This window comes from Tardiphaga sp. (genome assembly GCF_028290785.1).
Classification (GTDB): domain Bacteria; phylum Pseudomonadota; class Alphaproteobacteria; order Rhizobiales; family Xanthobacteraceae; genus Tardiphaga.
On the sequence record NZ_JAQGJD010000271.1, the window covers coordinates 1 to 11,697 of the forward strand.

The 11,697-nt window shown below is 63.1% G+C and carries 14 protein-coding genes and 1 tRNA gene; 9 read left to right on the plus strand and 6 right to left on the minus strand.

Features of this window, described 5'->3' with window-relative positions:
• Positions 1 to 790, minus strand: a 790-nt coding sequence (gene obgE, locus JWR89_RS16560; RefSeq protein WP_299718034.1) for a GTPase ObgE, incomplete at its 3' end; no start/stop codon positions are given.
• A 171-nt stretch (positions 791 to 961) separates the two neighbouring features.
• Here obgE and JWR89_RS16565 point away from each other — a divergent pair.
• Positions 962 to 1,870, plus strand: coding sequence for a DMT family transporter (locus JWR89_RS16565; RefSeq protein ID WP_299718036.1), 909 nt, complete (start codon positions 962 to 964; stop codon positions 1,868 to 1,870).
• A 179-nt stretch (positions 1,871 to 2,049) separates the two neighbouring features.
• Here the strand turns inward: JWR89_RS16565 and JWR89_RS16570 are convergent, their stop codons facing one another.
• The 3 genes from JWR89_RS16570 to rplU form a co-directional block, all read right to left on the minus strand.
• Positions 2,050 to 2,640, minus strand: a complete 591-nt coding sequence (locus tag JWR89_RS16570; protein ID WP_299718038.1) for a GNAT family N-acetyltransferase — start codon at positions 2,638 to 2,640, stop codon at positions 2,050 to 2,052.
• 134 nt (positions 2,641 to 2,774) lie between these two features.
• Positions 2,775 to 3,047, minus strand: a complete 273-nt coding sequence (rpmA, locus tag JWR89_RS16575; protein WP_299718040.1) for a 50S ribosomal protein L27 — start codon at positions 3,045 to 3,047, stop codon at positions 2,775 to 2,777.
• Positions 3,048 to 3,150: 103 nt separating this feature from the next.
• Positions 3,151 to 3,543: a 50S ribosomal protein L21 gene (rplU, locus tag JWR89_RS16580; RefSeq protein ID WP_299718041.1), complete on the minus strand. Its 393-nt coding sequence runs from the start codon at positions 3,541 to 3,543 to the stop codon at positions 3,151 to 3,153.
• 339 nt (positions 3,544 to 3,882) lie between these two features.
• Between rplU and JWR89_RS16585 the strand changes: the two genes are divergently transcribed.
• From JWR89_RS16585 to pstS, 4 genes are all read left to right on the plus strand, one after another.
• Positions 3,883 to 4,986: an ROK family protein gene (locus JWR89_RS16585; RefSeq protein WP_299718043.1), complete on the plus strand. Its 1,104-nt coding sequence runs from the start codon at positions 3,883 to 3,885 to the stop codon at positions 4,984 to 4,986.
• Between the two features lie 291 nt (positions 4,987 to 5,277).
• Positions 5,278 to 5,367: transfer RNA gene (locus JWR89_RS16590), tRNA-Ser, on the plus strand.
• Between the two features lie 198 nt (positions 5,368 to 5,565).
• A complete protein-coding gene (locus tag JWR89_RS16595) occupies positions 5,566 to 5,847 on the plus strand; it encodes a hypothetical protein (RefSeq protein WP_299718044.1) in 282 nt (93 codons plus the stop codon).
• A 189-nt stretch (positions 5,848 to 6,036) separates the two neighbouring features.
• The gene (gene pstS / locus JWR89_RS16600; RefSeq protein ID WP_366142995.1) at positions 6,037 to 6,819 is read left to right on the plus strand and encodes a phosphate ABC transporter substrate-binding protein PstS; all 783 of its coding nucleotides are present in this window, start codon (positions 6,037 to 6,039) and stop codon (positions 6,817 to 6,819) included.
• 292 nt (positions 6,820 to 7,111) lie between these two features.
• Here the strand turns inward: pstS and JWR89_RS16605 are convergent, their stop codons facing one another.
• On the minus strand, positions 7,112 to 7,273 hold the full coding sequence (locus tag JWR89_RS16605) for a hypothetical protein (protein ID WP_299718045.1): 162 nt from the start codon (positions 7,271 to 7,273) through the stop codon (positions 7,112 to 7,114).
• Between the two features lie 440 nt (positions 7,274 to 7,713).
• On the opposite strand from JWR89_RS16605, the gene nthA reads away from it, so the two are divergent.
• The 3 genes from nthA to JWR89_RS16620 are packed head-to-tail and all read left to right on the plus strand — an operon-like array spanning position 7,714 to position 9,376.
• A complete protein-coding gene (gene nthA, locus JWR89_RS16610) occupies positions 7,714 to 8,340 on the plus strand; it encodes a nitrile hydratase subunit alpha (protein WP_299718046.1) in 627 nt (208 codons plus the stop codon).
• Positions 8,340 to 8,996 carry a nitrile hydratase subunit beta gene (nthB, locus tag JWR89_RS16615; protein WP_299718047.1) on the plus strand — a complete coding sequence of 219 codons (657 nt, stop codon included), beginning with the start codon at positions 8,340 to 8,342 and terminating at the stop codon, positions 8,994 to 8,996. The genes nthA and nthB overlap by 1 nt, the downstream gene beginning before the upstream one ends.
• A complete protein-coding gene (locus JWR89_RS16620; RefSeq protein WP_299718049.1) occupies positions 8,993 to 9,376 on the plus strand; it encodes a nitrile hydratase accessory protein in 384 nt (127 codons plus the stop codon). The genes nthB and JWR89_RS16620 overlap by 4 nt, the downstream gene beginning before the upstream one ends.
• Positions 9,377 to 9,561: 185 nt before the next feature.
• On the opposite strand, the gene JWR89_RS16625 is transcribed toward JWR89_RS16620, so the two are convergent.
• Positions 9,562 to 10,902 (minus strand): sorbosone dehydrogenase family protein, encoded by a 1,341-nt coding sequence (locus JWR89_RS16625; protein ID WP_299718051.1) that lies wholly within the window; start codon positions 10,900 to 10,902, stop codon positions 9,562 to 9,564.
• 224 nt (positions 10,903 to 11,126) lie between these two features.
• Between JWR89_RS16625 and JWR89_RS16630 the strand changes: the two genes are divergently transcribed.
• Positions 11,127 to 11,697, plus strand: a 571-nt coding sequence (locus tag JWR89_RS16630; RefSeq protein WP_299718053.1) for an MATE family efflux transporter, incomplete at its 3' end; no start/stop codon positions are given.

Genomic DNA, 11,697 nt, shown 5'->3' on the forward strand with positions numbered 1-11,697 from the left:
CATCGAGTTCGGTGCGCACGGTCTTGTAGGCCTTGCCGGCGTGTTCGCAGGTGGCATCGATCAAATGCAGCAGCACACGGCAGCGTTCCACATGACCCAGGAATCTGTCGCCGAGGCCGGCGCCTTCATGCGCGCCTTCGATCAGGCCGGGAATATCCGCCAGCACGAATTCACGGGCATCGACATCGACCACGCCAAGCTGCGGATGCAGCGTCGTGAACGGATAGTCGGCGATCTTCGGCTTGGCGGCCGATACCACCGAGAGGAAGGTCGATTTGCCGGCATTCGGCAGGCCGACGAGGCCGGCGTCGGCGATCAGCTTCAGCCGCAGCCAGATCCAGCGCTCTTCGCCGATCTGGCCGGGATTGGCGTTGCGCGGCGCGCGGTTGGTCGAGGACTTGAAGTGCGCGTTGCCGAAGCCGCCATTGCCGCCCTCGGCCAGCACGAAGATCTCGCCGAGCTTGGTGAAATCGTGGATCAGGGTCTCGCGATCCTCGTCGAAGATCTGCGTGCCGACCGGCACCTTCAGCGTCACGGCCTTGCCGTTGGCGCCGTGGCGGTCCTTGCCCATGCCGTTGGTGCCTTTCGGCGCCTTGAAATGCTGCTGGTAGCGATAGTCGATCAGCGTGTTCAGGCCATCGACGACTTCGATGATGACGTCGCCGCCGCGGCCGCCATTGCCGCCCGAGGGGCCACCGAATTCGATGTACTTCTCGCGGCGAAACGCCACGCAGCCGTTGCCGCCGTCACCGGAGCGAATATAAACCTTGGCTTCATCCAGAAATTTCATGTCGTACCCGTATCGCAGGGGGGTGGTGGCGGCAACCACTTCATGGCTCCAAAGCCGTGAAAAGCCCGCATTTACGGGCCTTGCTGCCGCTTTCACCGCGTCGTAGACGACGCGTGCCGCTGTTAACCAAGCCCTGTCGTGATGGGGCGTTCTGTACAGGCTCATCTAGGCATGTTTGCGACCATTTCGACCGCAGCGGACAATCGCGTCGCGAGGATGGCGGGGATCGGGCTGATGCTGGCCGGGATCTGCCTGTTCTCGCTCGGCGACGCGATCGGCAAATACCTGGTGCGCGACCACTCGGTCGGGCAGTTGCTGCTGCTGCGCGCGCTGGCCGCGCTGCTGGTGCTGTCGCCGTCGATCTGGCGGTATCGCGCGGAGTTTTTCCGGCTGGAGCGGCCGCGGCTGCAATTGGTGCGGATGGTGCTCTCGACCGTCGATGTCGCGGCGTTCTTCGCCGCGACCGTGTATCTGCCGCTGGCCGACGTCATCACCTTCTATCTGGCGGTGCCGATCTTCGTCACCGCGGGCTCGGCGATCTTCCTGCACGAACCCGTCGGCTGGCGGCGCTGGAGCGCGGTGGCGGTCGGGTTCTGCGGGGTTTTGATCGCGCTGCAGCCGTCCGCGCAAAGCTTCACCTGGCCGGCATTGATCGCCCTGTGCGGCAGCGCCGCGTTCGCCAGCCTGATGTTGCTGACGCGCACGCTGCGCGCCGCACCCGACGTGGTGCTGGCGGCCACGCAATTCGCGGGCTCGCTGGGCTTTGGCATCGTGATGGCGCCGATCGGCTGGGTAACGCCGAGCCTGAGCGACGCCGGCATGTTCCTGCTCGGCGGCGTCACCTCGGTATGCGCGCTGCTATGCGTCAACCGCTCGCTGAAGCTGGCGCCGGCCAGCGTGGTGGTGCCGTATCAATATACGATGATCATCTGGGCGGTACTGTTCGGCTACGCCGTATTCGGCGACCTGCCGTCGCTCGCGACGCTGATCGGCGCCGCGATCATTGTCGCCGCCGGGCTCTATATTTTTCTGCGCGAGCAGAAGCTCGGCTACGTGCCCGAGGTCAGCCCGCCGGTGTAACGCTGTCATCGCCACAAGCTCTTCTTCCTTCTCCCCTTGTGGGAGAAGGTGGCGCGGCGCAGCCGCGACGGATGAGGGGAAATGCAGATCGCCGACGTGCGTGGCTACCCCTCACCCGTCTTCGCTTCGCGAAGCCACCCTCTCCCACAAGGGGAGAGGGAAGGAAGTAAGCGAGCGCGCTACCTCCTCGTCGACGTTCCCCAGTTCTTCAACGACGACCAGACGCTGCGGTTGAGCTTGAAGCAATCCACCGGGGTGGACGAGCCGATCGCCTCGAAGCGGTGCAGTTCGACGCCGCTCCACTGGAAGCCGCACTTCTCCAGGATGTTTCGCGACGCCGGATTGGCGACACGGGCCCCGGAGATCAGGTGTTCGACGTCGAACTCCTCGAACGTGAAGTCGATCACCGCGCGCGCGGCTTCGGTGGCAAAGCCCTGGCCCCAATGTTCGACGCCGAGCCAGTAGCCGAGCTCGGGCAACTCGGGCGCGCGCCAGTCGACGCCGACCATGCCGACCGGCTGGCGGTCGAGCTCGATCAGGAACACGGTGTCGCCGCTCGCCTCGCCGAGCGAATTGACGAATTCGACCGCGTGGTCGGGCAAATAGGGAAACGGCAGGCGGCGGGTCATCTCGGCGATGCGCCGGTCATTGGCGAGCTGCGCGATGGCTTTCACGTCCGCGAGGGTCGGCCGGCGCAAGGCCAGCCGTTCGGTCTCGAGGACGCAGCCTCTGCTTTGTCTGGATGTCGGGGTCGGGATATCCTGCAGCATCGTCGGCTCCTGTATGCGCCCCGAAGCGACGCACCAAAAGAAAGGGGGAGGCCGGTTTCCCGCCTCCCCCTGGAGCCTTCTTTGGCCATCCGCGGGTTCAACAGGACCCGGCGGACTCCAATGTGTCCACCGTGTTATTCGGCCGCGGCTTCGAGAATCGGCAGAACCGATACGAAGGTGCGACCGTTGGCTTTGGCGCGAAACTGTACGTGGCCTTCGACCTTGGCGAACAGGGTATGGTCGGTGCCCATGCCCACATTAAGGCCGGGGTGCCAGGTGGTGCCGCGCTGACGCGCAATGATGTTACCGGGGATCACGCGCTCGCCGCCGTACGCCTTGATTCCGAGGCGCTTGCCTGCCGAGTCACGACCGTTGCGCGATGAACCGCCTGCTTTTTTATGAGCCATAGCCCGTCTCCAATCTCGAATAGATCTAGATCAATTCCTTGACGGAATGATCTCACATTTTTTCAACTTGTCGCGGCCTCATGCCGCGCCAGATAAAAGATGTTTACGCGGCGTCTTCGGCTTCGACCGGAGCCTTGGCAACGGCCTTCTCACGCTTCGGACGCGGTCCAACGGTCGGCTTGTTGCCGTCGGCCAGGATCTCGGTGATGCGCAGCACGGTGATCTCGTCGCGATAACCACGCTTGCGGCGCGAATTCTTGCGGCGGCGCTTCTTGAACGAGATGATCTTCGGGCCGCGCTTGTGCGACAGCACCTCGGCCGCCACGGTGGCGCCGGCCACCATCGGCAATCCGAGCACCGGCGTATCGCCGCCGAGCACCAGAACTTCGCCAAGCTGGATGATCGTTCCAACTTCGCCTTCGATCTTGCCTACTTCGAGCACGTCTTCTGCGACAACGCGGTATTGCCGCCCGCCGGTCTTGATGACTGCGAACATCGTTATATTCCTTCGACTTCTTCCAACCTCGGATGCATCCGGGCCGGCTTTTTGTTGTTCTTGATGGGGCACCGCGTTGATCCCGAAGGACTTCGGCGGATTTTTGCGATCCTGGGGATGTTACCGCCAATCGCGCAAAAACAATCGGCGCGAGGAAAACCTGCGCCGGATGCGGGACTTATAGTCGGCCAAGGTCGGGAGTCAAGGAAAAGGTCCCGGAAAGGGCGTTCATATCAGGCATTTTGCCGATCTGGCGGCGAGCGGCACGCCTGTTATCCGGCCATGCAACCAACCGGTTCCCTGCGCATTGTCACACGATTTTGGAGAGCAGGGGCAGACATGGCTGACGACACACTGACGACCACCGGCATCGGCCGGCACGGCGCGACGCGCCTGCCATCGGTGGACGTGGACAGTTTCAACATCGAATTGAAGGACGAGGACGGCTTTCTCGGCGATCGCGCCAGCAAGGGCGCGTTCCAGCGCATCCTCGACGGGCTGCGCAAGCCGCTCAGGAAGAATGGCGACGACCCGCTGGGCGACAAGGCCACCACCGAGATCGGCAAATCCACCCTCGACCAGGCGCTGCTTGGCGACGATATCGCCGCCGCGGCGCTGGTGCATGGCGCGATCGAGGATTTCGCCCAGGAGCTGGTCTATGTCACGCGGCGGATCCTGAAGAGTAAGGCCTGGGCCGACACCGAATGCATCGTGGTTGGCGGCGGCTTCCGGCAGAGCCGGATCGGCGAACTCGCCATTGCCCGAACCGACCTGATCCTGAAGGCCGAGGGCCTCAAGGTCGATATGATCCCGATCCGCTTCCACCCCGACGAGGCCGGGCTGATCGGCTGCCTGCATCTGGCGCCGTCGTGGATCTTCGAGGGCCATGACAGCATCCTGGCGGTGGATATCGGCGGCTCCAACATCCGCTGCGGCGTGGTGGAAACTGGCTGGAAGAAGACGCCCGACCTGTCCAAGGCGTCGGTCTGGAAATCCGATCTGTGGCGCCATGCCGACGACGAACCGACCCGCGAGGGCGCGGTGAAGCGCCTGGTGAAGATGCTGAAGGACCTGATCGTCGCCGCCGAGGCCGAAGGCTTCAAGCTGGCGCCGTTCATCGGGATTTCCTGCCCGGGCGTGATCAACCACGACGGCTCCATCGAAAAGGGCGCGCAGAACCTGCCGGGCAACTGGGAGAGCAGCAAGTTCAACCTGCCGACGCTGATCGCCGAGGGCATTCCGGAGATCGGCGGCCACGATACCGCGGTGCTGATGCACAATGACGGCGTGGCGCAGGGCCTCAGCGAAATCCCGTTCATGCAGGATTTCGACCGCTGGGGCGTGCTGACCATCGGCACCGGGCTCGGCAACGCCCGCTTCACCAACCGGAAGAAAGACAAAAAGGAAAAGGACGACAAGAAAGAGAAGAAGGGCAAGGACTGAGCCCGGTCGGCGGGCCCAGCGCCTCCGCCATGCGCGGCGGCGACCTGCCGGCGAATCAACGCCGCAGGGCCAGGGCCTGTTTCGCCAGTGCCTTCCCGCCGCCATGCGTCGTCGCGAGGCCCATTCCGCCTGAGCGAGGCTAATTTCAAAGGAAGCCGGGGCCCTGGCCCCGTTTGGCAACCTGCCGCGCCACAGATTGCGGAATTGTCCCCCGTCCGGCTTGTCTGGCGCGCCAACCTCGCCTAGAACTCGCCCAACCACCCGCGGGCGACCGCGGGTTCTTGGCGCCTTGGAGAGGTGGCAGAGTGGTTGAACGTACCGCACTCGAAATGCGGCATAGGTGCAAGCCTATCGGGGGTTCGAATCCCCCCCTCTCCGCCAAAAAACTAATTTTAGCTAAATTCTCAATGTGTTGGGGCGTAACCATCTTTCGCCCATAGATGACCGCACACTTTCGTAGACGTGCGAGCTTTCGATGCTCCTTTTTCCCCTTATCGCCGACGTCCGCACAGCCGACAAAGCTAACAGGACGCGCTAGTCCAAATGCTTGGGTAGATAAACGAAGCCCGCACGATCTTAATGGCAACGGCCGATTTCGCGCGAATCCCGAGATTGCCTTTTGGACGGATGGAGGCTCTTGCCGCATTCGTCGAACGCTATGGCGTATCGAGTTACGTCGTACAAAAGGTATTGGCAGCTCAGGCCGACGTATTGCGGAGGAAGGGCGACGCTCTAATCGAGCGGGCGGAAAACCTCGCCCGCCAAAGCCGGAACGAGCGGACATCGCGCGATGGCGAAGCTACAGCGCCGGTGCCCTATGGAGCATTAAAGATGGTCGCGCCTGCCACCAAATATCTTTGAACCATAGAGCCCCCTGCTCGACGAACTGATCAAGACGCATTCTCTGGTTCGGGGGGTGAAACGATGCGGTGTCGGTATCCGATAAGCGCGCTTACGGCATTGACGTTGCTTGTATCCGGTTCGGCTTGGGCCGGTAAGATAACCGGGGCGGGCTCAACGTTCGCCTCGCCGGTGATGAATAAATGGAGCTTGAGCTACTTTGCGGCGACTGGAAATAGTGTCCATTACCAACCTATTGGTTCCGGTCTGGGCATCAAGGCCATCAAGAACGCAGAAGTCGATTTCGGTGCTAGCGATAAACCGCTCGATCCGTCCGAACTCCGCAAGGATGGACTCATTCAATTTCCAATAGTCATCGGCGGGGTGGTGCCGGTGGTCAACATTGAGGGTGTGAAGCCCAGCGAAATGAAATTCACCGGTCAATTGCTCGCAGACATCTATTTGGGAAAAGTCAGAAAATGGAATGATCCCACCATTCGGCAGATCAACCCCACCCTGTCATTGCCTGATAGCGCGATCACCGTTGTCCATCGCCTCGATGCCTCAGGGACAACCTTCAACTGGTGCAACTACCTGTCGAAGGTCAGTGCCGTTTGGAAGGCAAGGGTAGGGGAAGGCACGACAGTTGACTGGCCGCTTGGCTTAGGCGGAAAAGGCAATGATGGCGTCGCGTCGCTCGTTGCGATGATCCCCGGGGCCATAGGATATCTCGAATACGCTTATGCCCTGCAGAAATTTCAGCGCATCTCATTCGGCGTCGTGGAAAACAGCTCGGGAAATTTCGTCAGTCCGTCAAGAAGTAACTTCCAGGCAGCAGCCTCTAGTGCAGCTTGGGATAGCGAGAATGACTTCTTTCTGATCCTCACGAACGCACCCGGGGCGGAGGCGTACCTATCACTGCTACCACTTTCATGCTTTTGCCGCGGCACCCGAAGTCTCCGACTGCCGCTGCGGGCGCGATTGACTTCATAAAGTGGGCTTTGCAGAAGGGTGGGACCGACGCCGAGGCGCTTAATTATGTGTCGCTGCCACCGGCGCTCGTTCAGCAAATTGAAAGCTACTGGAATGCTCAACGTGTTGGCGCGGACAGCGGCGACGCGAGCTCACAATGAGGGACATTGGACGTCGTTCTGCCGCTTGCAACGCGCGGCGAGTTGGTTGGAGCATCAATCCAATGGCTAAGGTCGTGAGCCTGAGAAGCTCCGCAGCGGCGAAAGCCGAAACTGCCGTTTAATGACGATTGGCTGGCGGCTTCAAGGCCGGACTAGGAGTCTGCTTGTAGCGGAATATGCAGTCGCTCAGCGCGTTCCTGGCGATCCTTCTTGCGAAATTCAGCTTCGCGCTTCTCAAAAGCCGACATTTCATCTTGGGCTGCCCGCAGGAGAAGATCGCGATCATTTGCGGCAGGTTCTAGCTGACCGGGCATTTCGCACTCCTACTGTTGTGTCACAAGGCGGACATAACATGACAGAGCTGCTGTAGATTCACAATCGGTGGTACCGCCGATTGATCTTCATATTTTAGCATACAAATTTACCGGTACCCTATCGAATAATCGGGTGGCGACATTTCATGCAGATATGGCGCGGCAGTTGCGCCTTCCCAAGTGAGACCAATGCTCTGTTCACCCGCCGTGGGATCTGAAATTTCACCGATGAATGGGAAGGCATGGGTTTACAGGGAGGTGAGCCACTGCGCCGTGTGCTTGCGGTTCTCGTGAGCTTCAGCCAAAGACACCAGCGCAGCGCGTCCCAATATCCTCAGTAATTTTGCCGAGGCGACCTTTGACGGCGCCGATCCCCGGCTCGCGCATTTTTCATGCATGCGCTACAGGCCGCGGTATACTGGCTCATCGAAGGAGACAGCATGACCGACCACGACCACCATCATGATCACGATCATTCGGAATTGTCGGAAACCGAACTGCGGGTCCGGGCGCTGGAAAGCGTCCTGACCGAGAAGGGCTACGTCGATCCGGCGGCGCTCGATGAATTGATCCAGACCTACGAGACCAAGGTGGGTCCCCGCAACGGCGCCCGGGTCATCGCCAGAGCCTGGAACGATCCGGCCTATCGTGCGCGGCTGCTGGCCGATGCCACGCCGGCGATTCTCGAACTCGGCTATGCCGGACGCCAGGGCGAACACATCGTCGCCGTCGAGAACACGCCGCAGCTCCACAACATGGTCGTCTGCACGTTGTGCTCCTGCTATCCGTGGTCGGTGCTCGGCCTGCCGCCGGTCTGGTACAAGGCGGCGCCGTATCGCTCCCGCGCCGTGAAGGATCCGCGCGGTGTGCTGGATGATTTCGGCGTCGCGCTGCCCGAAGGCACCAAAATCAAGGTGTGGGATTCCACCGCGGAGATCCGTTACCTCGTGGTGCCGATGCGGCCCGACGGCACCGCGGGGATGAGCGAAGAGCAACTCGCCGAACTCGTCACCCGCGACAGCATGATCGGCACGGGACTCGCCCGGCAACCCGCCGAGGCCGCGTGATGGACGGCGCGCAGGACATGGGCGGCGTGGCGGGCTTCGGCCCGGTGCAGCCGGAGCCGAACGAACCGGTGTTTCATGCCGAATGGGAACGCCGCGTTTTTGCGTTGACGATGGCGATGTCCCGGCCCGGCCAGTGGAATATCGACATGTCGCGCTTCGCGCGCGAGAACCGGCCGAAGCCGGACTACCTCAGCAAGAGCTACTTTCAGATCTGGCTGGCCGGCATCGAGAAGCTGATGGCCGAGCGCGGGCTGGTCGCGCCGGAGGAGATCGAAGCGGGCAAGGCATTGCTGCCGCGGCGGGATGTGCCGGTGCTGAAAGCCGACGAGGTCGCAGCGGTGCTGCGCCGGGGCGGCCCGAGCGTGCGCGAAACCACGCAGCCGGCGCGCTTCGCGGTCGGTGACCGCGTCCGCATGAAGACCATCGATCCGCCAACCCATACGCGGCTGCCGCGCTATGTCCGCGGCCATCTCGGGGTCATCGAGTTGCTGCACGGCACGCACGTCTTTCCGGACAGCAATGCGATGGGCAAGGGCGAAGACCCGCAATGGCTCTACACCGTCGGCTTCGACGGGCGCGAGTTGTGGGGCGAGGACGGCGATCCGGCGCTGACGGTTTCCGTCGATGCCTGGGATTCGTATCTGGAGCCGGCATGATGGCGCTCGATCCGAACGCCGCGGCCGCGGTGCCCGGCGTGCCGCTCGATCATGATGGTCCGGTGTTTCGCGAACCATGGGAGGCGCAGGCCTTCGCCATGGCGGTGGCGCTGCATGCGCGCGGGCTGTTCACCTGGACCGAATGGGCGGCGTCACTGGCCGCCGAAATCAAGCGCGCCCAGGCCGCCGGCGATGCCGATACCGGCGAGACCTACTACCGCCACTGGCTGGCGACGCTGGAAAATCTCATCGCCGACAAGGGCGTGGCGACGGCCGATACGCTGCATCGCTACCGCAATGCCTGGGATCACGCGGCCGATCGCACGCCGCACGGCATGCCGATCGAATTGACGCCGGAAGATTTTTCGCACCCGAAGTGAGAACGGGATTCGTTACGTGCCAGCTCGCTGGATCGTTCCCCGGACGCGGTGCACTGCGCCGCGTTTTCGCGGCGTGGTGCTCCGCAGAGCCGGGGTCCCGGTTGCTTGCGACAGAGAAACCGGGATCCCGGATCTGCGGAGCGGCATGAAGGCCGCACCGCGTCCGGGAAACGGAGAAGACGCCATTACTGCGCCGACGCCGCCTTTGCGCCGGCGGGCGTGACGCGCCACACCACGTTGCCGACGTCGTCGGCCACCAGCAGCGCGCCTTGCTTGTCGATCTTGACGCCGACCGGGCGGCCCTGGGCATCGCCCTTGTCGTTGAGGAAGCCGGTCAGCACGTCCTGAGGTTTTCCGGCAGGCTTGCCGTTTTCGAACGGCACGAAGATCACCTTGTAGCCGCTGCGCGGCTGCCGGTTCCATGAGCCGTGCTGGCCGACGAAGGCCCCGCCCTTCATGCTCGCGGGAAACAGTTCGCCGGTGTTGAAGGTCAGGCCCAGCGACGCCGTATGGGCGCCAAGCGCGTAGTCCGGCACGATCGCCTTGGCGACCAGGTCCGGACGCTGCGGCTCGACGCGCACATCGACATTCTGGCCGTACCAGCTATACGGCCAGCCATAGAAGCCGCCGTCCTTCACCGAAGTCATGTAGTCCGGCACCAGGTCGCTGCCGATTTCGTCGCGCTCGTTGACGGTGACCCACAGCGCGCCGCTCTGCGGCTGCCACGAAGGCCCGTTGGGATTGCGCAGGCCCGAGGCGAACACCCGCGATGCGCCGGTGGCGCGATCGATTTCCAGAATGCCGGCGCGGTCCTTCTCGGCTTCCATGCCGTTCTCGCCGACGTTGCTGTTGGAGCCCACCGTGGCATAGAGCTTGGTGCCGTCGGGGCTGGCGGTGAGGTCCTTGGTCCAGTGGTGATTGATCGTGCCGCCGGGCAGGTCGGCGACCTTCACGGCAGGAGCGGTGATTTTGGTGTCACCCGTCTTGTAGGGAAACTTCACCACGGCATCGGCATTGGCGACGAAGAATTCATCGCCGACCAGCACCATGCCGAACGGCGAGTTGAGGCCTTCGAGAAACGCGGTCTTGGTTTCAGCAACCCCGTCGCCGTCGGCGTCGCGCAGCAACGAAATGCGATTGGCACTGGGCACGCCGGCGCCGGCGCGGCCCATCACCATCTTCATCACCCAGCCCTTGATGCCCTTGCCGTCGTCAGGCTTCGGCGGCGCATTGGTCTCGGCGACCAGCACGTCGCCGTTCGGCAGGACGTACAGGGTGCGCGGATGGTCGAGCCCAGTGGCGAAGGCGTTGACTGCCATGCCGCTGGCGGCGGTCGGCTTGCCGCCCTGCGGCCAGCCGGTGGCGGTGGCGATGTTGACGGTGGGGATCAGCGACTTGACCGGCTCGACCAGTTTTGGCGACGCGCCGAAATCCTCGCCTGAAGTGTTGGTCGCCTGCTCGTTGCAGGCGGCCAGCGGCAGCGCCACAGCGACGAGACAGGCGGAGAGCAGAAACTTGTTGCGCATGAAAAATCCTCTGATTGCGGGATGCAAATGCAGCGGATGCGCGAACGTTCAGTTCGTGCTCATGAATTTCATGTGAGTTGACGCGGCAATTCCGGGCTCCCCGTTCGCCGCGCTGCGGCATCGCTGTTGCGGCCCGCCCATGCGTGCGACGGCATGGTGCGTCCCGGAATCGATGGTAGGAACAGGGGGCTTCCGGCGTTCAAGACCGGAGGGTGGGGAAACGCATGTCCGATATTGCCGTCGCCGAACTGCCCCGGGCCGACGCCGACAAGCCGCGGTTGCCCGGCCTCACAGGCGCGTCCAAAAACCCGCTGCTCGATCATCCTATTTTGCCGACGCTGCTGCGGCTGTCGTGGCCGAATGTGGTGGCGCTCAGCGCCGGCACCCTCGTGGTCATCGCCGAGACCTCCTATATTGGCCGGCTCGGCACGGAATCGCTGGCGGCGATGGCGCTGGTGTTTCCGTTCGTGATGCTAACCATGACCATGTCCGGCGGCGCCATGGGTGGCGGCATCTCGTCGGCGATCGCCCGCGCCCTCGGCGCCGGCGACCGCGACCGCGCCTCAGAGCTGGCAGCCCATGCGCTGCTGCTTGGATTGGGCTTCGGGCTGAGCTTCACCGTGGCCATGCTGCTGTTCGGTCCGACGCTGCTGGAAGCGCTCGGCGGCCGCGGCGGCGTGCTGGCGCAGGCCACCGGCTATATCCAGATCTTCTTCGGCGGCTGCGTGCTTCCATGGCTGACGAACACCTTCGCCGCGATCCTGCGCGGCACCGGCAACATGAAGCTGCCCTCTG